The organism is Pleomorphomonas sp. JP5 (assembly GCF_023721815.1).
In the GTDB taxonomy this organism is placed as follows: domain Bacteria; phylum Pseudomonadota; class Alphaproteobacteria; order Rhizobiales; family Pleomorphomonadaceae; genus Pleomorphomonas.
In genome coordinates this window covers 47,510-70,055 of record NZ_JAMDLI010000022.1, presented here as the reverse complement: position 1 = coordinate 70,055, position 22,546 = coordinate 47,510, and the positions used below count along the sequence as shown (strand labels likewise).

Genomic DNA, 22,546 nt, shown 5'->3' with positions numbered 1-22,546 from the left:
TTAGGACGCAGCGACGCTTTTGAAAACCTGAGCGCGACCGTTGCATTGTGGCAACAAAGCGACAGGAAGGCGGAACCCAGGTCGGAATTCCGCGTATAAGCGCTTGAAGGTCGGCGACGCTCTCTGCATCGTCATTCTGTCAGTTTCGAGTTCCGCTCGGGGATTCCGAGTCGAGACCAAGTTCTGTTACCCCCTCTCAAACCTATCGGATTCGGTTCTTTCACGATGATGAGAAAGATGCTTCTCTTAGCGGCGGCCATGATGGTGGCCGCGCCGCTCCATGCGGGTGTCGCCCGTGCCGAAGAGGCAACCGTTCGCTTCTGGGACCCCGCCACCGGCGGCTTCCAGACGATCTCCCGGAAACCTTCGGCCCGTTCGATGGAAAGCCCGATCAAGAAGGAACTGATCGACTACGCCGGCCCCTATGGCAACGGAACGATCATCGTCAACACGACCGAGCGTCGCCTCTACTACGTGTTCGGCGACGGCAAGGCCATGAAATACGGCATCGGCGTCGGCCGTCCCGGCTTCACCTGGCAGGGGACGCACCACATCACCCGCAAGGCCGAGTGGCCCGGCTGGACGCCGCCGCCGGCCATGCGCAAGCGCCAGCCCAAATTGCCCTATTTCATGCCCGGCGGTCCGGACAATCCGCTCGGCGCGCGCGCCATGTACATCGGCTCGACGATCTATCGCATTCACGGCACCGCTGAGCCGTGGACCATCGGTCAGGCCGTCTCCTCGGGCTGCATTCGAATGACCAATGACGACGTCGCCGATCTCTACGAGCGGGTCGGTGTCGGCACCAAGGTCGTCGTGGTCCGCTAAACGGGCTTACAGCACCAGATTTCAACGCCGTCGCAGCCCTCCGCGGCGGCGTTTTCATATCGAGGCGCGGAGATCAGCGCGTAAGCCCCTTGGCTTCGAGTTCGGAGAGATAGGCAGAGAACAGGGCCTGCTGGTCGCGACCGGTCTCGTAGAGGATGGTCCAGGTGTAGAGGCCGCTGTCGTGACCGTCGTCGAACACCAGTCGCACGGCGTAGGAGCCTACCGGCTCGACGGCGGTAATCGCGACGTCCTTCTTGCCGGCGACCGTGACGCGCTGGCTCGGGGCATGCCCCTGAACCTCGGCCGAGGGCGAGTTGACCCTGAGCAGTTCGGCTGGAATGGAAAAGGACTTGCCGTCCTCAAATGATACCGCCAGCGAGCGTTTGTCGGAGGAGAGGCGGATTTCGGTGGGCCAGACGGCCATGGCGTACTCCGGTCGGGAATGAATGAACTGAGTTCCCTGCATACATAGCGCCGCAGCGAGCCAGCACCAAGCGCCCTCCTCATACGCGTTCCGCTTGATCTGATTGCATTCAGCTCAGGCCGGTTTCGGCCTGACCGACTGGCGCCCCGGGGGGATGCCGATCTGCTCCTCGCCGTACAGAGTGGCGCCTAGGGCGCCGAAACCAGTCCACCTGTCACGGGTATCCGGTCGCGGTCGAGCCGAGTGCGCAGCGGAGGATTGCGCTAGGGAGTGTCATGACCGCGCCGCCATCCGGCGGCATCGGTGCCCCCGACGCTCGCCAGGCGATCGCCAAGCCGGCGAAGATGCTTCACGGACGCAACGGCATCGGGATAGTTGGCGTCGCGCCAGACCCTGAACTCCTCGTCGGGCATCGGCCTGGCAAAATGATAGCCCTGCACCAGGGAACAACCGAGCCGCTGCACGAGATCCAGTTGCTCGACCGTCTCGACGCCCTCGGCCACCACCTCACAATCGATGGCTTTGCCGATGCCGATGATCGCCGACACCAGGGACTCCATCTGGCAGTTGCCCGCCAGCGCGGCGATGAAGGTCTGGTCGATCTTCAAACGGTCCGGCTTCAGCTGCGAGAGATAGGCAATGTTGGAGTAGCCGGTGCCAAAGTCGTCCAGGGCGACGTGCACGCCGAGAGCCTCAAGCCCCTTCAGGTTTCGCGTCACTTCGATGTTGTTGCCCAGAACGACGCCTTCTGTGATTTCGAGTTCGAGCCGATCGGGGCTGACATTGTGGCGACGAAGAATGTCCCGAACCTGCCCGACGAACTCGCGTCGCTGGAAATGCATGGCAGAGACGTTGACGGCGGCGATCGGCGGATGCTGCCAGATCGTCGCCCACCTGGCGGCGGTGCTGATCGCCTCCTCGATGACGAAGTTGTCGATCTCGATGATCAGGTCGGACGCCTCAGCCGCCGGAATGAACTCGCCCGGGGGCACCAGTCGCCCGGTTTCCTTGTCCGTCCACCGGATCAGCGCTTCGGCTGACGGAACGTAGCCGCGTTCCACGTCGACTTGCGGCTGCCAGTAGAGGCTGAGTTCGCAGTCGCGCAGCGCGGCCCGCAGCCGCTCGCGCAGCGCCAGCACCTTGTGGCGTTCGTTGAGAATGTCGGTGTCGTAGAACTGAAGCCGAGACTTGCCGCGCGACTTCGCCTTGTAGAGCGCGAGGTCTGCGAGTTGCAGCACCTCGTGAAAGTCCCGGCTGTCCGAGGGCCACACCGCGGCGCCACCCGAGCAACGGATATCGATGTCGGTATCGCCGAAGCGCACGACCGACTGCAAGCGCTGGAACGAGGCCCGCAACAGCGTCACGGCTCCTGCCTCGACAAAACCGTCTGTCGAGACGACGACCACGAACTCGTCGCCTCCCCAACGCACGACCAGCGCATCCTGGCCGAAGGACAATACAAGATTGCGGACGAAGGCCTTGAGCACATGGTCGCCCGCCATGTGGCCGAGCTCGTCGTTGACCTCCTTGAAGTTGTCGAGATCGAACACCATGACAGCCTTGGAGGACTGCGGATCGAAGTGGATGCCCTCGATCCAGCGTTCGAAGGCCCGCCGGTTGAGCACACCCGTGGTCACGTCGTGGTCGGCGCGATAGTTGGCCTGCCAGGTGGCGCGACGATTGAGCACAAGGAGCGCCAGCATCGAGACGATGGCGCCGACCAGCGCGATGGAGAGCTTCAGCATCGCCGAGTAGCTCGCCGCCAGCGTCTCGTCCTGCAAGGCGATGTAGCGCGTGCCCTGCTCCGTCATGTTCTCCTGGAGCAGGCGGAACTTCTCGGACAGGCGCCTGAGATCGCCGTCCAGCGCATTCAGGATCGCGGAATCGTCCGGGCCGACGCTTGCGAAGGCGATCCCGAGCCCGGAAGTCAGCTCGGCGATGCTGTCGATCTGGGAGATCAGCGCCGCGTCGCCGGGCATGATGAAGGAAGGGCGCGCGCCCTCTATGGTGGCGAGCAGCCTGCCGAGCGCTTCGCGAATGTCGTCGGCGTCTTCCGTGGTAAACCCGAGGATCAGGCGGTTGCCGAGCTTTCGACGGGTCATCTCCACCAGCTTGGCCTGGTCGCCGATATCGCGGCCGGCCTGGATGGCCTCACTGGCGTTCGAAGCCTCGATGCGCTCAAATGTGCGATAGGCTTCGAGAGCGGAGTTCTCGGCGAAAACAAGAAGAACGGCGGTGAAGATGATCGGCAGCAGGTTCGCCGCCCGTCGCAGGATGTCGGCCTTACGGATACGCAGGAACGCAAGAAGGTTCATGCCCCCACCTCTCGGCGGAACCTGCCTTTACGCTCTGCACTTTCCCAGCTGAACCGTGACATGTCTTCACGCCCCGTCCACAAGCATGAAGAGCAACTCTAGAGGCGAACCGTTTCAGAAGTCTTTCCTTGATAGGACATTCAACGGAGGGCGTTATCGTAATCGTAGTCGAACCGCGGCGGTTAGCCGATCGACTGAGCGACCACGATGAAAAACGGCAGCAACATCACGCCGGAGCAAAGACTCCAGGCGCCCGCGATCGCAGTCGACGCCACAAGCCAACCAAGGTTCCTATGCTCGATCCGCCGGCCGCGAATGGCGTTACGCATCAAAATGGCCGGGCCGGCGAACATGATCAGAAAAGTCTGGGCAATGCCGAGCAATATGGTCTCCGCCTGCATCTCGAACCGAGCCGGCTTGGAGGTCACCAACTGATAGAGCGACGACAGCAGCCCGGCCAGAACAAAGCCCAAAGCAACCGAAAAACAGGTCACCAGAATCTCGACATCCATTGCTGTTAACCCCGCCTTAACCCTGATCCGAAATGAAACAATGAGGACAAACCTGCCAGCGACGTGGCAAGGCGTGGGCCGCGCTGGCGCGGGCCGGGTTTGGCAACGGAACAGGCGGAGTTCGGCGGTATGACGGAGTAGCCGTTGGCGGCGACCCGGATACCTGTTTCAAATCGGGAGGCGGTCGTGACCCACTACGCGGCATATCAGGACGAAAGTCTGCTCCGCCCAGTCCGGCGCCCGGCTCGTCGACGCACCAGCGCAACGGCCTGGTTCCTGCGCGCCATCCTGACATCCTTCCTGCTGACCGGCGGCGTGATGCTGGTGAACCTGCTGGTTGGCCTGTCGGACAGCTTCGACAGCCCCGACGGCCGCTCGACCGATCCGGCGCCGGTAGCATTGTTCATCGGCCAGCAGCGGCTGATGATCCCAGCCAACATGTTTCGCTTTCCCGACCAGCGGAACGTCGGGCCGCACGACCGTGTCGATCTTGCCGTCCACTTTCCGGAGATGGCCGGCTATGCGCGCGCCTTTCGCAAGGACTTCCTCGATCTCGGCGCCAATGCGCCGATCGTCTATCTGACGATCCGCACGCGTGACACGCCGACCGACAGCGTCGGACGGCTGATCAACGTCTACCAACACTTCTTCGAGGAAGGGACCATTCCGGCGCCCGCCGGCCTCGTCGGCCATCGCATGTCCGAGGAGTCCGGCCTGAGCGGCGAGGAAGTGTTCTTCGAGGCAGGCTCGACAAACCCGTTCACCACCCACTGCACGGCGCCCGACGACAGCGACTACCCCGCCTCGTGCATTACCGAAGTTCACGCCGGAGCCGATCTTTCGGTTCAGATCCGCTTCCGCAAGGGGCTGCTGGCCGACTGGGCCGGCATCAGGAGCGGCGTTCGCGTCCTGCTTCTGTCCTTCGGCGTCACCGCCTAAGGGCGGTCGGCGGCGCGCCTCAATCCCGCGATTAAGGCACCACACGACCCAACTGGCGCCGACCATTTGCCCCGGAAAGACAAGATCTGAAAAAGGGCGCCCTGTGTCCTTGCCTGACACAGAGCGCCCTTTGGGTGGACCTGCCTCAAAACACCGACCTCAGTCGGCGATATCCTCGGCAAGAATGGCCATCTGGAAGTTGAACGACTTGTCGTCGTCCTCGTCATCCTCGTAGACGACGCCGATGAACTCCTCGCCGACATAGACCTCGGCCGAGTCGGTCTTGCGCGGCCGCACCCGCACGCTGATCAGCGGCGACTGCAGCGTCTTGCGCAGAAACTTTTCGATGCGGGCGATTTCGTCTTTGGTCAACTTAGTTCTCCAATCTGATTGCCGGCGAAGGCTCGCGAGAGGCGGCGAACCGGACGGCGACGAGTCGCCAGCGTGGGCGTGTTCTGGCACGGACAGGCTGGCAAGGAAACCCACGAAGGACGTCCCGGTTTCACCACCCCGCTCTTCTCAGCCTTCACCACCCTCCGGAAGGCGCTGCTCCATGGAGTGGGACGGATCGCTGCATCCGGCCTCGCCGATCACCCGCGCGGGCACGCCGGCCACCGTCGTGCCGCGCGGCACCGGCTTCAGCACGACCGAACCGGCAGCGACCCGCGAACAACAGCCAACCTCGATGTTGCCGAGGATCTTCGAACCAGCGCCGATCATCACGCCGTGACGGATCTTGGGATGCCGGTCGCCGGTCTCCTTGCCCGTACCGCCGAGCGTGACGTTCTGCAGGAGCGACACATCGTCCTCCACCACAGCCGTCTCGCCGATGACGATGCCGGTTGCGTGGTCGAAGAACAGGCCGCGCCCGAGCCGGGCGCCAGGATTGATGTCGACCTGAAACACCTCGGACGAACGGCTCTGCAGATAGAGGGCAAGGTCGCGCCGTCCCCTGTTCCAGAGCCAGTGGGCGAGCCGGTGCGCTTCTATGGCGTGGTAGCCCTTGAAGTAGAGCAGCGGCTCGATGAATCGGTCGCAGGCTGGATCGCGATCCTCGAAGGCAACGATGTCCGACCGGAAGGCGTCGGCGATGCCGCCGTCGTCAGCCACCGCCTCGCGGAAGGCCTGAGCAATCATCGCCGAGAGGACGGTGGTGTTGCCGAGCCGGTCGGCGACGCGCTGGATGACGGCATCTTCCAGCCGGACGTGATCGAGCACCGTCAGATGCATGAAGCCACCAAGCGCCGGTTCGTTCTCGACCACGGCGGCGGCCTCTCGTCGAACACGGGCCCACACCGGATCGACGGCGTCAAACGGACGGCTCACAGATTGAGGGCTGAGGGGCAACGACGGCATCCTTGGGCAAGAGATCGGCCAGCCCGTCAAGGTCGGCCACGCGTCCATGATTTAGGCTTCATGATAGTCGGACGGCCGTCCGGGGAAAAGTCCGCAGGCGATGCTTTTGTTGCGTGCCAGGCAGGCGAAGGGCAAACGCATTCTCTGTTGATGTCGCAAGGCGAGGCGCCCGTCCTGATCCGCCCCATCGGACGACGAGCGCGAACCGTTTCGGCGCGAAGCGGAACTTCGATCCTTTCGGCTGAACGGAGACTTCAGTCGTCTGCCCCTGCAAGCGGATTCACAGCATCAAGCGGACATGACTCGAAGTTGGGCAAACCTCCTCGGCCAACCACCTGAAATGACTCCCATTTGGGCTTGATCGAACCCACCGGTTTTGATTCATTGTCTCAAGCGGCGGCGCACCGGACTCCCGGAAGTTGCAGCCGACGCCCAAAATCGGAACTTGGCATCGCCGGATATCTCCTCGCAGAAGGAGGCCCGATCATGCGTGGGGGAGTTTGAAAAGAAGGTATTTTCTGATGTTCGGGGCTGATTTTCCGCCCCTTTTTCCTGACCGAAACAAGACACGTCAAATCATCAGCCAGATCAGAGGATATCCACGTATCCCAATGATTTAGCTTGGTTTATCCAAGCCACCGCAAGTGCCAAGGCAACTGCGCGGATGGAAAGCCCGTGTTTTTTGAGAGAATAGATTAACAAAGGCGATCAACGCTTTGTTAATCATAAAGATTCACGCCTTCTTCATCTAAAATCCGAGCAACTTCAACCAAACTCGAACAACGACTCTTGGTTGTGCCGGACACTCTATGGCGCGCATGAAGAGTCTCATGGAAGGGTTACCGATCGGTGAATCGATCACCTTTGGCACAACCCGACAGCGCCGGGAGGTGAATCCCTTCAGACACTTCGACGATCGAGCGGGGAAATCGCCTCAGGACCGCGCCATTTGCTCGATGGCGGCGATGTCCATCTTGCCGGTCCCAAGCACAGGCAAGGCGTAGGTTTTGACGATCTTCCGCGGCACCTGCAGCTCCGGCACCCCATGCTCGCGCGCATAGGCGCTGAGCGCTTCGACGCTGGCGTCGCCCGCATCGGTGACCAGCACAAGAGCCTCGCCTTTGCGTGGATCGGAGATGGCAACGACGGCGTGCGAGGCGTGAGGCCAGAGGGCGGCGGCGAAAGCCTCCACGGCGGCCAACGAAATCATCTCGCCGCCGACCTTGGCGAAACGCTTCGCCCGCCCGAGCAGCGTGACGAAGCCGTCATCGTCTATCGAGACGATGTCGCCGGTGTCATACCAGCCGTCCGGATCGTTATGCACGAGTTCGCCGGGCCGGTCGGCAAGGTAGTAACCGGCCATGATGTTGGGAGCCCGCACATGGAGGCGCCCGCCGATCTCAAGGCCGGGCACCGGATCGAGCCTCGCCTCGATGCCCGGCAGCAAGCGCCCCACAGTGCCATCGCGGAAACTGCCGGGGTAGTTGACCGACAGGACCGGCGCGCACTCGGTCGCCCCATAGCCCTCGTTGAGCACCACGCCGAAGCGATCCATCCACAAGGCCCTGGTCTGTTCCTTGACGCGCTCGGCACCGAGAATGGTGAGCCGCACCTTGCCGAAGTCGCCGTCCTCGGCCGACCGCGCCCAGCCGGCCGCAAAGGTGTCGGTGGAGAGCAACACGGTCGAGCCGCTGTCGCGCACGAGACCGGGGATGATCTTGTAGTGCAGCGGCGAGGGATAGAGGAAGGACTTGAAGCGACCGAAGACAGGCAGGAACAGGCCGGCGGTCAGCCCATAGGAATGGAACACCGGCAGGGCGTTGAACATCGTGTCTTCGGGATAGAACCGATAGAGCGCCAGGATCTGCGCGACGTTGGACAGGAAGTTGGTCGCCGTGAGGCCTACCCCCTTCGGCGCTCCTTCGGTCCCCGAGGTAAAGAGCACGGCGGCGATGTCGCGCGGTGCTCGCCGATAGAGGCGATGAAGCGCCCTCGCCCAGCGCGCATAGCCAGCGCCGACGGCCTTGTCGAGCAGCGAAAGACCGGCCCTGACGTCCTCGAGATAGACGATGCGGACCGCATCCTTGAGATCGTCGATCACCGGCTCGAGCTTGGCTGTCTTCACGAAGGCGCTCGACGTGATCACCGTCCGAATGGCGCCGACCTTGATGGCACCGGAAAGACCATGGCTACCCGAGGTGAAGTTGAGAAGCGCCGGCGTCCGCCCGTAGGCGTGAAGCGCAAAGAAGGCGATGGCGGCACCGTTGACGTTGGGCAGCAACAACCCTACCCGCTCGCCCTTTCGGCTGAAGGAAGCAAGACGGCGGCCAAGCACACAGGCGGCAAGGAGAAGGTTCCGGCGGGTCACCGGTTGCCGGTTCTGATCTTCGATGGCCACGAGATCCGGGTCGGCCGCGGCGATGTCGATCAGGGCATCGAACAGCGATCGTTCGATGAAGGCCGCGTCGAGACCCGACTCTTCCATCGGCTGTCCGTACAGACGACCGTCCGCTTTGCCTCCCATGGTTACCTCTTCGTTACGCCATCCTCCGAGGGCACTTGAACTCACAATTGTTTCGCGTGCAAGCACCGGAGATCAGACACTTGGGCGATCCACCGGACTCTTCACCGCGCCGAACTCGTTGAATCGGAATCTGAACATGAAGAAGCCGCCCCAGCCACCGAACGGGCAGCGGGAACGGCTCCATGATTCAGAACATCAAGACGACGAGAGTACGCCAATCATTTCAACGAGATGAGACGTACTTCCCAACCTCGTCGATAGCGCAGATGATGTGATAGAAGGTCGAGGCGGGCGCCGGCTCGATCACGAAGGAACCGTCCGGGTTCATGCGGTCGCGCCAGAGGCCGGGCGTGTCGACCTCGAAATAACGCTGCAAGGCCCTCGCCGCGATAACCACCTTTCCGAGATGATCGTCGCGATCCGCCTCGTCGGGCGCAACGGCGGCCAGCGCCACGTTGCCCTTCATCCGCTCGGTCTGCGACCACATGCGCGCCGTGCCGTCGTGAATGGTGAGATCGTCGAGCAGGCCCATGATCGCGACCTGCTGCGGCACGTTGATGCCGTGCGCCTCGCCCAGCTCGCAAAGACGCCGCGCCGCGGCGACGGCATCGGGGCGCTTGCGCGACGTGCCCCAACGGGTGAGCAGCCAAGCCCACTCGAACTGATGGCCGGGTTCGCAGATATGCCCGTCCACGCCATCCACCACCGACCAGTCGGCGTTGAAGAACTCCTTGAGCCACCCCTCCTTGGGATCGAGGAACTTGGAGAGGCAGAGCTCGGCGATCTCGTCCGCGAGCTGGCTCCACGTCGCATCGCCCCCAACCTCCTCCCAGGCAAGGCAAGCCTCGAACATGTGCATGTGCGGATTGGCCTTGAGCGGCAGCGAACGCGGGATGGACTCCTCGAAGCCGGCGATCGGGTTCTTGTAGTCCGTCATCAAGAGAGTGCGCAGCTTCACCGCCGCCGCCTCGACCGCAGACCGATCCTTGACCACCGATGCGGCGGCGGCCATCGCGAACAGGGCGAACGCCTGATCGTAGAGGCAGAAGGTGTCGTCCTTGGGCGAGCCGTCGGCGTTGGTCACCATGCGAACGGCGCCATTGGGCAGCACGCACTTCTCCAGGAAGTAGTCGAGCCCCTCCTCCACCGTCCGCTCCCACGGGCCGGTCCAGCCGAGACGGCCAGCCAGGGCAAAGGTGAAGATCTGGCGCGCCGTGACGCGAACCCGGCGCGGCGCAGGCGTTATCTCGCAGCGCAGCCCCAGCACCTCATGGAAACCGCCGTTGACATGATCGACGCCGAATGCCCACCAGATCGGCAGCGCTTCGGTCATCAGCCACGACTTGAGTTCTTCGGTAACGGCGGCAAGTTCGCGCCGGGCTTCGGACTGGCTCACGACAATCTCCTTAAATGCGGATCACACCTGACCACCATGAAACGCGACAAGGCGTCGATCGGATGCGGCAATGAACGACGGATTGGCAAAATCGGCAAGCCCAGGACGCCCCCGCTTGCCATAGGGAAACAGTGTTCCGTCCGACAACGTCACGACGCCGCCGGCGGCCCTCAACACGGCGTCGCCGGCCGCCGTGTCCCATTCCATGGTCGGCCCGAAACGTGGGTAGACGTCGGCCTCTCCGGCCGCGATCAGACAGAACTTCAGCGACGAGCCGACAACGCGCCGCTCCGCCACGACAACGGTGGGGCGAAAGGCATCGGTGGCGGGCGTGGCATGGCTGCGCGAGACCAGTAGCGTCGCCCCCTCGTCCGGGAGTTCCCGCACGTGGATCGGACGCCGTTCGCCGGGAGCGTGTTTTTCGACAGCCATTTCCCAAGCCCCGCCGGGACCGCCGGCGAACAGCCGCCCAACCGCCGGCGCGTAAACGACGCCCATCACCGGTACGCCTTGCTCGACCAGCGCGACATTGACCGTGAAGTCGCCGTTGCGATGGATGAACTCCTTGGTGCCATCGAGCGGATCGACCAGGAAGAAACAATCGGCGGCGGGCGGCACCCGGCCGACCGACACGCTTTCCTCGGCCACCACCGGCGTGTCGGGCGCAAGACGCCCGAGCGCGGCGAGCAGCACGGCCTCGGCCAGCCTGTCGGCCTCGGTCACCGGTGAGGCGTCGGCCTTGAAGGAGACGTCGATCGGTCGGCTGTAGATGTCGAGAATGATCCGGCCGGCCTCGATCGAAGCGGCGATCAGGCCATCTAGCAGTCGCGGGCTGGCGATGGTCATGGTCGCTCCGGGCCAGGGTGGATTGTCGGCCGCATGTGGCAGCAGTGGCCGACCGTGTCAATCGACCTTGCCATCACTCCGCGTTGCGCTTCGCCCACATCGCCTTGAAGCCGGCTCGCGACTGACAACGCTCCAGCCACGCCCTCACCCTGGGATAGCCCTCGAGCAGTTCGGGATGCCCCTGCGCATAGCGGACGATCTCGGCAATCGCCAGGTCGACCACCGTAAAGCGATCGCCCACGACATAGTCGCTGGTGGCGAGATGCTTTTCGAAGGCGGACAGGGGCCGTTTCAGCGCCTCTCCAATACCGACGAGCCTTTTCTTGCCCGCCTCGGTCTTCCACTCGCCGCTCTCATCCCCCTGGGTGACGACGACAGTGATCGGCTCCAGCGCGGTTGCGCCCCAGAACAACCACTGCAGCATCTTCCCCTCCTCCGCGATATCGGTCGGAGCCAGCGGCCCGTTCTGCTTCTTGGCAAGGTAAAGGAGGATGGCGAGCGACTCGGTCAGCACGAGTCCATCGTCGTCGATGGCCGGAACCTGTCCCATCGGATTGATGGCGAGGAAGGAAGGCGTCCAGGTGTTGACCGGCGCGTCGGCGGCGAGCGGATCGGGCACCTTGCGCGCCTGAAGCACCGGTTCCTTGCGGAACGCGAGCCCAAGCTCCTCGCACAGCCAGTAGAGGCGCGACGCGCGCGATTTGTAGACACCGTAGATGGTCAGCATGGCAAAGCGCTCCGATTGTGCCGGCAATGTGGAACCTTCGCCGACGTTTGGCAATTGGCGCCCTCCACCCACGTGGGAAAGACGCCCGCGACCCCGCCACTCGTGCTAGCGTCCGGCATTTCGGAAAAGGAACTCGCCATCATGAAAAGCCTTTTTCAGTTTTGGCAGACTTGGGCGGTTCTGTCGGCCGCATCGGCGGCGATGACCGCGATACTAGCTAAAGTCGGCGTCGAAGCGATTAGTTCCGATCTCGCGACATTCATTCGCACCGCCGTCGTGCTGGCTCTCGCCGCGTTCGTGGTGTCGATCGGCGGCGGCTTTGCCCAAATGTCCGCAGTTCCGGGCCGCACGTGGCTGTTCCTTGCGCTGTCGGGCCTTGCCACCGGCGCGTCCTGGCTCTGCTATTTCAGAGCGCTCAAGCTCGGCGACGCATCGCGTGTCGCCCCTATCGACAAGTTGTCGGTGGTATTCATTGCCATCTTCGCCGCCTTTTTCCTCGGCGAGCGTCTGTCACCGCAGGGCATAGCCGGCGTCGCCCTGATTGCCACCGGCGCCATGCTGATCGCCTGGCAATGATCGTTTTGCCGACGATAGAGAGCGAACTGGCCGCAAGCCTTTACACTGCCTGACGAATGCGGGTAACAGAAAGTCCGCTTCTTCGCCGGATTCCCCGGCGGCAACGTGAATGGTGCCTTCCGGTCGGCATCCTCCTTTCGGATGATTTAGTAAAACTTTACTACCGAGAATGGTCGTTTGGCCGTAGACTGGAACGGCTGAGCGGCGTTTGGGCAGCTGGGTGAGAGTGCACGGATGGTCACGATCAAGGAAATCGCCAAGGCGGTCGGAGTTTCCTCGGCCACCGTCTCGCGCGTCCTCAATTACGACGCGACCCTGTCGATCACCGAGGCGAAGCGGCAGGCGATCATCGAGACCGCAGAGGCGCTCAACTACCTGACGCCACGCAATCGGCCTCGTCCGCACCGGCCGCAGGCGTCAAGCGACCACGCCGGCGCCCGCATCGGCATCGTGCATTTCCTTCGCCCCGAGGAAGAGTTGGCCGACCCCTACTACATCGGCGTCCGCATGGGCATCGAAGCGCGAGCACGCGCCAACCGCGTCGAAGTGCAGGTCATCTACCGTTCCGCCGAGCTGCCACCAGCCGAGGATCTTCAGGGGGCTGCCGGCATCATAGCGCTCGGCATGCACACCGACGCCGAGATCGACTGGGTGCGGCACACCAACGCCAATCTGGTTCTGGCCGACTTCGCCCCGAACATCGACCAGTTCGACATCGTGGCCTGCGACTTGTCCTTCGCCATGGCGCGCCTGCTCGACCGCCTCCACACCGCCGGATACCGGCGCTTCGGCTTCCTCGGTGACGACCGCCCCTCGGGCAACGTGCTCTATCCGTCCAGTGAGGAACGCGCCAAGACCTTCCGGGAATGGACCGAGAAGAAGGGCCTGTTCAATCCGTCTCACTATCTGCTGGCCGAGCAGCTCCGTTTCGAGAGCGGCTATCGCCTCGCCTGCGAGTTGATGGCCAAGGCCGACCTGCCGGAGATCGTCGTCACGTCCAACGACAATGTGGCGATCGGCGCCTATCGCGCCATCCAGGAGCGCGGCCTTCGCATTCCGACCGACATAGCCGTGGCGAGCTTCAACGACATTCCGGCCGCCCAGTTCCTGGCTCCGCCGCTCACCACCGTCCGCATCCCGGCCGAGCGCATCGGCGAGAATGCCTTCGACCTGCTGATGGAGCAGCTCAACGGCCGCGACTACGTCAAGCGCGTCACCATCGCCACCGAGCTCATCTGGCGCGACAGCTGCCGTCGCCCCGACGACGAGGCCTGAAAAGAGGGTGACAAGCTCTCTCGATCGACCGCGCTCGCGTGCCTGAGCCGCGCGGCGTGGCTATCCGTACCTATCCTAATTGGTCATCCCCAAGCGATTGGCTTTCGCCTTCGGGGCAGGTAAACTATTTACCTCTGATCCCGACATTGTCGCCCCGGAGAAGTTGGTAAAATTTACTAAATAATATCTTGCGTCGGGTGAACGAGTATCGGATAGTGCCCCAAGAGGCTGAGGACGCCTCGGACACGTGAGTGGAGGAAAACCGCATGAACCGCAAAACCGCCGCGCTCGCCTTCGCGGGCGCCAGCCTGTTTGCCATCACGGCTGCCCAGGCCGCCGAGATCACCGTCTGGTGCTGGGACCCGAATTTCAACGTCGCGATCATGAAGGAAGCCGGCGAGATCTACGCCAAGACGCATCCGGACTTCAAACTCAACGTCGTCGACTTCGCCAAGGTCGACCTTGAGCAGAAGCTGCAGACTGGCCTCGCTTCCGGTGTCGCCGACGGCATGCCCGACATCGTCCTCATCGAAGATTACGGCGCGCAGAAGTATTTGCAGTCCTTCCCCGACTCCTTTGCCCCGCTCAGCGACAAGGTCGATTACTCCGGCTTCGCTCCCTACAAGGTCGCCCTCGCCACCCTCGACGACAAAGTCTACTCCATGCCCTTCGACTCGGGCGTGACCGGCTTCTACTACCGCAAGGACCTGCTGTCGCAGGCCGGCTTCCAGCCCGCCGACCTCCAGGATCTGACCTGGGACAAGTACATCGAGATCGCCAAGGTCGTCGAGGAGAAGACCGGCAAGAAGATGCTCGCCTACGACCCGAATGATGCCGGCCTCACCCGCATCATCATGCAGTCGGCCGGTGGCTGGTACTTCGACAAGGACGGCAACCTCTCGATCGAAGGCAACACCGCCCTCAAGGCCGCGCTCGAAGTCATCCAGAAGATCCAGACCAGCAAGATCTTCCGCCCGGCCGCTGGCTGGGCCGACTGGGTCGGCGCCTTCACCGGCGGCGAGGTGGCGTCCGTCACCACCGGCGTGTGGATCACCGGCACCGTCAAGTCCCAGCCCGAGCAGTCCGGCAACTGGGGCATCGCGCCGATTCCGAAGCTTGAGATCGAAGGCGCCACCCACTACTCGAACCTCGGCGGTTCGAGCTGGTACGTCCTGTCGGCCTCCGCCGCCAAGGACGAGGCGATCGACTTCCTCAACGAAATCTACGCCAAGGACGTCGACTTCTATCAGAAGATCCTCGTCGACCGCGGCGCGGTCGGTTCGCTGCTGGCGGCCCGTGAAGGCGAAGCCTACAAGTCGTCCGATCCCTTCTTCGGCGGCGAGCCGATCTGGCAGACCTTCTCCGACTGGCTGTCCAAGGTTCCGTCGGTTAACTACGGCACCTTCACCAACGAAGTCGACTCCGTGGTCGCCGCCCATCAGCCCGAACTCGCCAACGGCACGTCGGTCGACGACGTGATCAAGGCGATCGACGAGCAGGCCCAGACCCTCGTCCAGTAATGACGGAGGGGCGGACGGCAAACGCCGCCCGCCCCTTTGCTCGGCCTTGCGTCATTGCCGGCGCCTCCGGTGATCGAACGCTGCCGTCCGATACGGCCTTCAAGCTCTTCCCCTGCCACGATGCGCGGAAAGCCGGCCAAATGCGGTACCAAACACACACCCGAACAATCGGCGCCTCCCCGGCCGGGCCGACCCGCCCTTCGGAGGAAGCCGAGAGCCCCGCTCTACCGGAACGGTGACCCATGTCAGCAATCTCCCAGCGGCGGATGAGGCCGCGCTTCGACGTCAACGGTTGGCTGTTTGTCGGCCCCGCGCTGGCGCTGATCGCCACCTTCATGATCTTTCCGGTGCTGCATTCGCTATGGATGTCCTTCCAGACCGGCCTCGGCATGCGCCTCTCGTTCGGCGGCATGAAGAACATCCACCGGCTATTCAACGACCCGTTGTTTTTCACGGCGCTGAAAAACACCTTCATCTTCTTCCTGGTGCAGGTGCCGGTGATGCTGACGTTGGCGCTGATCACGGCGTCTCTGCTCAACAATCCGGATCTCAAGTTCCGCGGACTGATGCGCACGGCCATCTTCCTGCCTTGCGTCACCTCTCTTGTCGCCTACACGGTGCTGTTCAAGTCGATGTTCGTCGCCAACGGCCTCGTCAACACGGTCCTGATCAACCTCGGCATCGTCGACACCGGCATCCCCTGGATGACGGATCCGTTCTGGTGCCGGACCATGATCATCATCGCCATCACCTGGCGCTGGACCGGCTACAACATGATCTTCTACCTCGCGGCCATGCAGAACATCGACCGCTCGGTCTATGAAGCCGCCCGCATCGATGGCGTTCCGACCTGGGCCCGCTTCCTGCACCTCACCGTTCCCATGCTGAAGCCGGTGATCCTGTTCACCACGGTCACCTCCACCATCGGCACGCTACAGCTCTTCGACGAAGTGGCGACAATCACCGGCGGCGGGTCGGCCGGCGGAGCGGCCGGGCCGGGCAACTCGGCGCTGACCCTATCGCTCTACATCTACAACCTGACCTTCAAGTTCGCACCGAACTTCGGCTACGCCGCCACAGTCTCCTACGTCATCGTGATCCTGGTGGCGATCCTGTCCTTCCTGCAATTCTTTGCCGCCCGGGAGCGCAAGGCATGACCAGCTACGGCCTCAAGCAGCGGTTCTCGTCCGTCGTCGTCTATGCCTTCCTGGGCGTGATGGCCTTCCTCTCCATCTTCCCCTTCCTGTGGATGGTCATCGGCGCCACCAACACCACGTCCGACATCATCAAGGGCAAGATGAGCTTCGGCGAGTCTTTGCTGCTCAACGCGACGACGTTCTTCACTCAGGTCAACGCGCCGCTGATCTTCTGGAACTCGGCCAAGATCACCATCATCGCCACGGTGCTGACGCTGCTGATCTCCTCGCTGGCCGGCTATGGCTTCGAGATCTTCGCCTCACGCTTTCGCGAGAAGCTCTACACGCTGATGCTCTTGACGCTGATGATCCCGTTCGCGGCGTTGATGATCCCGCTGTTCATGCTGATGGGCAAGCTCGGCCTCATCAACACCCATATCGCCGTGGTACTGCCCACCGTCGCGTCGGCCTTCATCATCTTCTACTTTCGCCAGTCGACAAAGGCATTCCCGCACGAACTGCGCGACGCCGCCCGCGTCGACGGCCTGAAGGAGTGGCAGATCTTCTTCCTGATCTACATGCCGGTCATGCGTTCGACCTACGCGGCCGCCTTCATCATCGTCTTCATGACGGTCTGGAACAGCTACCTGTGGCCGCTGGTCGTGCTGCAGTCCAACGACACCAAGACCATCACGCTCGTCATCTCCTCGCTCGGCTCGGCCTACTACCCCGACTATGGAGCGGTGATGATCGGCACGGTCCTCGCCACCATTCCCACCCTCTTCGTCTTCTTTGCCATGCAACGCCAGTTCGTCGAAGGCATGCTCGGCTCGGTCAAGTAACAGGTTCAAAATGCGTAAGACCATCAACTGCAATACTGGCTGGACCTTCCACGAAGGCTTCTCCGCCGATCTCGCCGCCGCCTTCCGCAAGGGCGTAGCCGTCAACCTGCCGCACAACGCGGTCGACCTGCCCTACAATTACTTCCACGAGACCTGCTACCAGCGGCCGTTCACCTACCAGAAGGTCATCGCGTGGCGCCCCGAATTCGAAGGCCGCGAGGTGGCCCTGGTATTCGATGGCGCCATGGCCGACAACGTCGTCTACATCAACGGCGAGCAGGTGGTGGCCCATCCCGACGGCTACACCCCCTTCACCGCCCGCCTGACCGAGCGTCTCGTCGAGGGCGACAATCTCGTCACCGTCAAGATCGACGGTTCCGAGAACCCGGCCATTCCGCCCTTCGGTGGCCAGATCGACTACCTCACCTACGCCGGCATCTATCGCGACGTCTGGCTGCGCTTGACGGCCCCGGTCTACATCGGCAACGTCAAGATAGAGACGCCCGATGTGCTCGCGGCGAAGAAGACGGTCAAGGTGCGCGTCGACATCGCCAACCCGCGCGGCCTGAAGCTGGCCGGCCGGGTGTCGGTGACGCTGAAGGATGCCGCCGGCAAGTCCGTCGGCAGCGCCGACGCCACCTACGCCGACGACAGCGTGACGCTGGAGATCAAGAACCTCGAGGGCATGGCCCTCTGGGATATCGACAACCCGAACCTCTACGTGGCGGTGGTCGATCTCGTCCATGAGAGCGGCGACGACATGCTGTCGGTCAACTTCGGTTTCCGCTCCGTCGAATTCACGACCGAGGGTTTCCGCCTCAATGGCAAGCCGCTGAAGCTGCGCGGCCTCAACCGTCACCAAGCCTACCCCTATGTCGGCTACGCCATGGGCCGCCGGGCGCAGGAGCTCGACGCCGAGCTCCTCAAGAACGAGCTTAAGGTCAACGTCGTTCGCACGTCGCACTATCCGCAGTCGCCCTGGTTCCTCGACGCCTGCGACCGCCTCGGCCTCCTGGTCTTCGAGGAGATCCCCGGCTGGCAGCACGTCGGCGACGAGAAGTGGCAGGCACTGGCGATCGACAACGTCCGCGCCATGATCGAGCGCGACTGGAACCATCCCTCGATCATCATCTGGGGCGTACGCATCAACGAATCGCAGGACTTCCACGACTTCTACACGGCGACCAACAAGCTAGCCCACGAGCTCGATCCGACCCGCCAGACCGGCGGTGTTCGCTACATCACCGACAGCGAGTTCCTCGAAGACGTCTACACGATGAACGACTTCATCCAAGGCAACGAGGAACTGCCCGGCGTCAACCGGCCGCGCACCGCCCTGCGGTCCATCGGTGAGATCACTGGCCTCAAAAAGCCGGTGCCCTACATGGTGACCGAGTTCAACGGCCACATGTACCCGACCAAGCGCTATGATCAGGAGCAGCGGCAGGCCGAGCACGTCACCCGCTATCTCTCCATCCTCAACGCCGTCTATGGCGACCCGAACATCTCCGGCTCCACCGGCTGGTGCATGTTCGACTACAACACCCACAAGGATTTCGGGTCCGGCGACCGCATCTGCCATCATGGCGTGATGGACGCCTGGCGCGAGCCGAAGTTCGCCGCCTGGGCTTACACCAGCCAGTGCGACCCCGACGAGGAAGTGGTGCTGAAGCCCGTAACCTACTATGCCCGCGGCGAGCGCAACATCGGCGGCATCCTACCCCTGATCGTGCTCACCAACTGCGACGAGGTAGAGCTCCAGTACGGCCCGGACATCGTCAAGCGCGTCAAGCCTGACCGCGAGACCTACCCGCACCTGCCGCATGCGCCCGTCGTCATCGACCACCGCGCCTTCTCGCCCGAAGAGCTCGGCCTCTGGGGCATGAAGTGGGAAGAGGCGACCGTGACGGGTTATGTCGATGGCAAGCCGGTCAAGACCGTCAAGTTCGCCTGCGATCCAGTGCCAACAACGCTTGAGGTGGCGCCCGACTGGACCGAACTGTCGGCCGAGCCCAAGGACTCCGTCCGCGTCATCGTCCGCGCCCTCGACCAGCTGGGCAACCTTTTGCCCTTCCTCGACGAGGCGATCCACATCGAGGTCAGCGGGCCTGCCAAGCTGCTTGGCCCGTCGGAGGCGGTGCTGAAGGGCGGCGCCATCGGCTTCTGGCTCGAAACCACCGGCGGTGCCGGCAATATCGTGGTCAAGGTCGCCTGCCATCGGTTCGGCGAGACCACCATCACCCTCAAGGCCGGCTGAACGGCGTACCCGATCGAAGCGGAAAGCACATCATGAGCGATGTTACCCTCAGGGACGTAAGGAAGTCCTTCGGCGCGGTCGAGATCATCAAGGGCGTCGACCTCGACATCAAGTCGGGCGAGTTCGTGGTCTTCGTCGGCCCGTCGGGCTGCGGCAAGTCGACGCTGCTGCGCATGGTCGCCGGCCTCGAAACCATCTCCTCCGGCGAGCTCGAGATCGGCGGCGAGAGGATGAACGAGGTCGATCCCTCGCAGCGCGGCATCGCCATGGTGTTCCAGTCCTACGCGCTCTATCCGCATATGACCGTGCGCGAGAACATGGGCTTCGCCCTTCGCTTCGCCAAGCTGTCCAAGGAGGAGATCCGCAAGCAGGTCGACGAAGCGGCACGCATCCTCGAACTCGAACCGTTGATGGACCGCAAGCCGAAGGCACTGTCTGGCGGCCAGCGCCAGCGCGTCGCCATCGGTCGCGCCATCGTGCGCCACCCGAAGGTGTTCCTGTTCGACGAACCGCTCAGCAACCTCGATGCCGAGTTGCGCGTTCACATGCGCATCGAGATCGCCAAGCTCCATCGTAACCTTGGCGCCACCATCGTCTACGTGACCCACGATCAGGTGGAAGCGATGACGCTGGCCGACAAGATCGTCGTACTCCGTTCGGGCATCGTAGAGCAGGTCGGTGCACCGCTCGAGCTCTACGACAACCCGGCCAACCTCTTCGTCGCCGGCTTCATCGGCTCGCCGAAGATGAACTTCCTGAAGGGCGAGATCGACGGCGGTAGCGCCGGTCGCGCCGACGTCCGCCTGCCCGACTTCGGCGGCGCCGTTGTCCCGGTGGCCCTGAAGGGTGACGCTCCAGCGGCAGGTACGCCGGTCACCCTGGGCATCCGGCCGTCGCAGTTTGCCGATGATGGCGATGCGGCTCTGCCGGTTACGGTCGACATGATGGAGCATCTCGGCGCGGAAACGCTGATCTACGCCCGATCGGCGGCTTCCGATCTCGTGACCATCGCCAGTCCGACCCGCCCGAACATCCAGATCGGCGATACTTTGACGGCCCGCTTCCCGTCGTCCGGCGCGCTTCTGTTCGACGCCAACGGCAAACGCATCTACTGACGGCCCCTCCACCGTCGGGACAAGGAAAGGCCGGAACCCTTCGCAGGGTCCCGGCCTTTTTGCCATGCACGGACAGGATCGAGTGACTGCGCGTCAAGCGCGACGCGCCGCTCCCGTGAAGTCGGACGCCTTGGCATCGACGGCGCTTCGCAGGGGAATGGCGACCTGAGCACCCGTGGAGAGACAGGCGACCGCACCCGCTACGGCGGCACGTTGAAGAGAAACGGCAAAATCGTCGCCGGCATCGAGACCGGCGGCAAGATAGCCGCAGAACGTATCGCCAGCGCCCACGGCATCGATCGGAACGATCCGGGGGCTATTCACCCGGATGATCTCGCCATCCGAAATGGCGATCGCCCCACTCTCGCCGAGCGTGACGACGATGATCTGACCACTCTCCGCATGAAGCCGCCGCAAGGCGTCAACGCGGTCGTCATCGCTTTCAAGATCCGAGCCGACGAGACAGGCGAACTCGGTTTCGTTGGCGACGACGATGTCGGCGAGACGGCCGATGCGCGCCGCCTCGGCCGTGAGCGGCGCCAGATTGAGCAGTGTGCGAACTCCGGCGCGGCGAGCCGAAGAAAGCGCGACCTCGACGCTCGCTTCGGGAATCTCCAGCTGAAGCATCAGGAGATCGCGAGGCCGAAGCCCGGCGACCGCCACCTCCCCGTCGGCCGGCATCAACGCACCGTTGGCGCCGGGAATGACGGTGATCATGTTCTCACCCTTCGCGTCGACCAGGATGACGGCGGTTCCCGTCGGTCCGGATACGGCGCGAACGAGCGACAGGTCGACGCCGCTCTCGCGCAGACAGGCAAGGGCCGGACCGGCGAAGTCATCGCTTCCCACGGCGCCGGCAAAGCGCACCTCGGCGCCGGCTCGGCGCGCGGCCAGGGCCTGATTGGCCCCTTTCCCACCCGGCGAAGTGGCAAAGCCCCTGCCCGCGACCGTCTCCCCCGGGAGGGGCAAGCGGTCCGCCGTTGCGACGAGATCGATGTTGACCGAACCAAAGACGGTTATCATGCGGGTCTCTTCCAGTTTGTCGGCGTCGACGATGGTCTCCTAGGTCCGATCGGACCACATGATCGTCCGTCCATCGACGCCGGCAGCATCACTCAGTAGGACCGCGACAGTCCGGACGTCGCCGGCGTGGTGCCGTTGGCCTTCGCCGAGACGATCGCATGGTACTCGGCCAGGGCCCCCTTGCCGGCATCGCGCAAGAGCGCGACATCGTGCGGCCCGGCGATCACGCGGTAGCCCCGATCGACGAGATCGGCGACAGACGCGCCACCATTCGGCACGGTGCCCAGCACCTTGCCCGAGGCGAGGACGGCCTCTTCGGCGCGACGAACCAGAGCCTGGACTTCGGCATGCCCGGTCTGCTCGAGGCGGCCGATCGATCCCGCGAGATCGTTGACGCCGATGAAGACCACGTCGATACCCGGAATGGCGGCGATGGCCGCTGCATTGTCGACGGCGACGTGGGACTCGAGCTGCACGACGATCAGCATTTCCCGGTTGGCCTTGACGATGTAGTCGGGCTCGAGACCGAAGGTCGACGCGCGCACCACGCCGGCGGCATAGCCGCGAATGCCATGCGGCGGATAAAGACAGGCACGAACGGCGGCTTCGGCAGCCTCAGGCGTATCGACCGAGGGGATCATGACCGACTGGACGCCCGCGTCGAGGACCCGCTTCAGGAAGACATGATCGTTCCAGGGCACACGCACGAGAGCCGGGGTCGGCGTCGTTTCGACGGCCCGCAGCGTCTCCATGATTTCCCTTGTCTCGCCAATGCCATGCTCGTGGTCGACCAGAAGGTAATCGAATCCGATATGCCCGAGTATCTCGGCATTGGTGGGCGAACCGCCACCGATCCAGCAACCGAACGCGGTCTTGCCGGACAAGAGATGTGACTTCAGACGGTTGGGCTTGTACATCGGGAAATGACCTTCAGG

General features: G+C 63.4%; 20 protein-coding genes. 9 read left to right on the top strand and 11 right to left on the bottom strand.

Translation table 11 applies throughout. The features are described from left to right. Positions 1 to 228: 228 nt before the first annotated feature. Positions 229 to 828 carry a L,D-transpeptidase gene (locus M4J40_RS19770; RefSeq protein ID WP_251756611.1) on the top strand — a complete coding sequence of 200 codons (600 nt, stop codon included), beginning with the start codon at positions 229 to 231 and terminating at the stop codon, positions 826 to 828. A 73-nt stretch (positions 829 to 901) separates the two neighbouring features. Here the strand turns inward: M4J40_RS19770 and M4J40_RS19765 are convergent, their stop codons facing one another. The 3 genes from M4J40_RS19765 to M4J40_RS19755 form a co-directional block, all read right to left on the bottom strand. Further along, positions 902 to 1,252, bottom strand: coding sequence for a gamma-butyrobetaine hydroxylase-like domain-containing protein (locus tag M4J40_RS19765; RefSeq protein ID WP_251756136.1), 351 nt, complete (start codon positions 1,250 to 1,252; stop codon positions 902 to 904). A gap of 263 nt (positions 1,253 to 1,515) precedes the next feature. Then, entirely contained in the window at positions 1,516 to 3,567 is a 2,052-nt protein-coding gene (locus M4J40_RS19760; protein WP_251756135.1) for a bifunctional diguanylate cyclase/phosphodiesterase, read from the bottom strand. Between the two features lie 182 nt (positions 3,568 to 3,749). Continuing rightward, positions 3,750 to 4,061, bottom strand: a complete 312-nt coding sequence (locus M4J40_RS19755; protein WP_251726719.1) for a DUF6949 family protein — start codon at positions 4,059 to 4,061, stop codon at positions 3,750 to 3,752. A gap of 204 nt (positions 4,062 to 4,265) precedes the next feature. On the opposite strand from M4J40_RS19755, the gene M4J40_RS19750 reads away from it, so the two are divergent. Beyond that, positions 4,266 to 5,018: a hypothetical protein gene (locus M4J40_RS19750; RefSeq protein ID WP_251756134.1), complete on the top strand. Its 753-nt coding sequence runs from the start codon at positions 4,266 to 4,268 to the stop codon at positions 5,016 to 5,018. A gap of 159 nt (positions 5,019 to 5,177) precedes the next feature. On the opposite strand, the gene M4J40_RS19745 is transcribed toward M4J40_RS19750, so the two are convergent. From M4J40_RS19745 to M4J40_RS19720, 6 genes are all read right to left on the bottom strand, one after another. After that, a complete protein-coding gene (locus tag M4J40_RS19745) occupies positions 5,178 to 5,390 on the bottom strand; it encodes a DUF3126 family protein (RefSeq protein ID WP_251756133.1) in 213 nt (70 codons plus the stop codon). A 147-nt stretch (positions 5,391 to 5,537) separates the two neighbouring features. Next, positions 5,538 to 6,374 carry a serine O-acetyltransferase gene (gene cysE / locus M4J40_RS19740; RefSeq protein WP_251756132.1) on the bottom strand — a complete coding sequence of 279 codons (837 nt, stop codon included), beginning with the start codon at positions 6,372 to 6,374 and terminating at the stop codon, positions 5,538 to 5,540. A 934-nt stretch (positions 6,375 to 7,308) separates the two neighbouring features. Continuing rightward, entirely contained in the window at positions 7,309 to 8,898 is a 1,590-nt protein-coding gene (locus M4J40_RS19735; protein WP_251756131.1) for an AMP-binding protein, read from the bottom strand. Positions 8,899 to 9,121: 223 nt separating this feature from the next. After that, positions 9,122 to 10,294, bottom strand: a complete 1,173-nt coding sequence (locus tag M4J40_RS19730; RefSeq protein ID WP_251756130.1) for an AGE family epimerase/isomerase — start codon at positions 10,292 to 10,294, stop codon at positions 9,122 to 9,124. 21 nt (positions 10,295 to 10,315) lie between these two features. Continuing rightward, on the bottom strand, positions 10,316 to 11,140 hold the full coding sequence (cysQ, locus tag M4J40_RS19725; RefSeq protein ID WP_251756129.1) for a 3'(2'),5'-bisphosphate nucleotidase CysQ: 825 nt from the start codon (positions 11,138 to 11,140) through the stop codon (positions 10,316 to 10,318). 73 nt (positions 11,141 to 11,213) lie between these two features. Next, positions 11,214 to 11,867: a glutathione S-transferase family protein gene (locus M4J40_RS19720; protein ID WP_251756128.1), complete on the bottom strand. Its 654-nt coding sequence runs from the start codon at positions 11,865 to 11,867 to the stop codon at positions 11,214 to 11,216. A gap of 141 nt (positions 11,868 to 12,008) precedes the next feature. Between M4J40_RS19720 and M4J40_RS19715 the strand changes: the two genes are divergently transcribed. The 7 genes from M4J40_RS19715 to M4J40_RS19685 all read left to right on the top strand — a co-directional run bounded on the left by M4J40_RS19715 (position 12,009) and on the right by M4J40_RS19685 (position 20,588). Continuing rightward, positions 12,009 to 12,443: an EamA family transporter gene (locus tag M4J40_RS19715; protein ID WP_251756127.1), complete on the top strand. Its 435-nt coding sequence runs from the start codon at positions 12,009 to 12,011 to the stop codon at positions 12,441 to 12,443. 234 nt (positions 12,444 to 12,677) lie between these two features. Continuing rightward, positions 12,678 to 13,718 (top strand): LacI family DNA-binding transcriptional regulator, encoded by a 1,041-nt coding sequence (locus M4J40_RS19710; RefSeq protein ID WP_251756126.1) that lies wholly within the window; start codon positions 12,678 to 12,680, stop codon positions 13,716 to 13,718. Positions 13,719 to 13,984: 266 nt separating this feature from the next. Further along, on the top strand, positions 13,985 to 15,238 hold the full coding sequence (locus M4J40_RS19705) for an ABC transporter substrate-binding protein (protein WP_251756125.1): 1,254 nt from the start codon (positions 13,985 to 13,987) through the stop codon (positions 15,236 to 15,238). 242 nt (positions 15,239 to 15,480) lie between these two features. Then, the gene (locus tag M4J40_RS19700; RefSeq protein WP_251756124.1) at positions 15,481 to 16,395 is read left to right on the top strand and encodes a carbohydrate ABC transporter permease; all 915 of its coding nucleotides are present in this window, start codon (positions 15,481 to 15,483) and stop codon (positions 16,393 to 16,395) included. Continuing rightward, positions 16,392 to 17,216, top strand: a complete 825-nt coding sequence (locus M4J40_RS19695; protein WP_251756123.1) for a carbohydrate ABC transporter permease — start codon at positions 16,392 to 16,394, stop codon at positions 17,214 to 17,216. The genes M4J40_RS19700 and M4J40_RS19695 overlap by 4 nt, the downstream gene beginning before the upstream one ends. 10 nt (positions 17,217 to 17,226) lie before the next feature. After that, the gene (locus M4J40_RS19690; protein WP_251756122.1) at positions 17,227 to 19,473 is read left to right on the top strand and encodes a glycoside hydrolase family 2 TIM barrel-domain containing protein; all 2,247 of its coding nucleotides are present in this window, start codon (positions 17,227 to 17,229) and stop codon (positions 19,471 to 19,473) included. A gap of 32 nt (positions 19,474 to 19,505) precedes the next feature. After that, entirely contained in the window at positions 19,506 to 20,588 is a 1,083-nt protein-coding gene (locus tag M4J40_RS19685) for an ABC transporter ATP-binding protein (RefSeq protein WP_251756121.1), read from the top strand. Between the two features lie 93 nt (positions 20,589 to 20,681). On the opposite strand, the gene M4J40_RS19680 is transcribed toward M4J40_RS19685, so the two are convergent. Continuing rightward, positions 20,682 to 21,611 (bottom strand): ribokinase, encoded by a 930-nt coding sequence (locus M4J40_RS19680; protein ID WP_251756120.1) that lies wholly within the window; start codon positions 21,609 to 21,611, stop codon positions 20,682 to 20,684. A 92-nt stretch (positions 21,612 to 21,703) separates the two neighbouring features. Beyond that, positions 21,704 to 22,528 (bottom strand): HpcH/HpaI aldolase/citrate lyase family protein, encoded by an 825-nt coding sequence (locus M4J40_RS19675; protein WP_251756119.1) that lies wholly within the window; start codon positions 22,526 to 22,528, stop codon positions 21,704 to 21,706. Between the last annotated feature and the right edge of the window lie 18 nt (positions 22,529 to 22,546).

What these genes read in the sequence shown, in the direction of transcription:
- M4J40_RS19770 (WP_251756611.1), top strand. Translation starts at nt 229, where the DNA reads ATGAGAAAGATGCTTCTCTTAGCGGCGGCCATGATGGTGGCCGCGCCG.
- M4J40_RS19765 (WP_251756136.1), bottom strand. Translation starts at nt 1,252, where the DNA reads ATGGCCGTCTGGCCCACCGAAATCCGCCTCTCCTCCGACAAACGCTCG.
- M4J40_RS19760 (WP_251756135.1), bottom strand. Translation starts at nt 3,567, where the DNA reads ATGAACCTTCTTGCGTTCCTGCGTATCCGTAAGGCCGACATCCTGCGA.
- cysE (WP_251756132.1), bottom strand. Translation starts at nt 6,374, where the DNA reads ATGCCGTCGTTGCCCCTCAGCCCTCAATCTGTGAGCCGTCCGTTTGAC.
- M4J40_RS19735 (WP_251756131.1), bottom strand. Translation starts at nt 8,898, where the DNA reads ATGGGAGGCAAAGCGGACGGTCGTCTGTACGGACAGCCGATGGAAGAG.
- cysQ (WP_251756129.1), bottom strand. Translation starts at nt 11,140, where the DNA reads ATGACCATCGCCAGCCCGCGACTGCTAGATGGCCTGATCGCCGCTTCG.
- M4J40_RS19720 (WP_251756128.1), bottom strand. Translation starts at nt 11,867, where the DNA reads ATGCTGACCATCTACGGTGTCTACAAATCGCGCGCGTCGCGCCTCTAC.
- M4J40_RS19715 (WP_251756127.1), top strand. Translation starts at nt 12,009, where the DNA reads ATGAAAAGCCTTTTTCAGTTTTGGCAGACTTGGGCGGTTCTGTCGGCC.
- M4J40_RS19710 (WP_251756126.1), top strand. Translation starts at nt 12,678, where the DNA reads ATGGTCACGATCAAGGAAATCGCCAAGGCGGTCGGAGTTTCCTCGGCC.
- M4J40_RS19705 (WP_251756125.1), top strand. Translation starts at nt 13,985, where the DNA reads ATGAACCGCAAAACCGCCGCGCTCGCCTTCGCGGGCGCCAGCCTGTTT.
- M4J40_RS19700 (WP_251756124.1), top strand. Translation starts at nt 15,481, where the DNA reads ATGTCAGCAATCTCCCAGCGGCGGATGAGGCCGCGCTTCGACGTCAAC.
- M4J40_RS19695 (WP_251756123.1), top strand. Translation starts at nt 16,392, where the DNA reads ATGACCAGCTACGGCCTCAAGCAGCGGTTCTCGTCCGTCGTCGTCTAT.
- M4J40_RS19690 (WP_251756122.1), top strand. Translation starts at nt 17,227, where the DNA reads ATGCGTAAGACCATCAACTGCAATACTGGCTGGACCTTCCACGAAGGC.
- M4J40_RS19685 (WP_251756121.1), top strand. Translation starts at nt 19,506, where the DNA reads ATGAGCGATGTTACCCTCAGGGACGTAAGGAAGTCCTTCGGCGCGGTC.
- M4J40_RS19680 (WP_251756120.1), bottom strand. Translation starts at nt 21,611, where the DNA reads ATGATAACCGTCTTTGGTTCGGTCAACATCGATCTCGTCGCAACGGCG.
- M4J40_RS19675 (WP_251756119.1), bottom strand. Translation starts at nt 22,528, where the DNA reads ATGTACAAGCCCAACCGTCTGAAGTCACATCTCTTGTCCGGCAAGACC.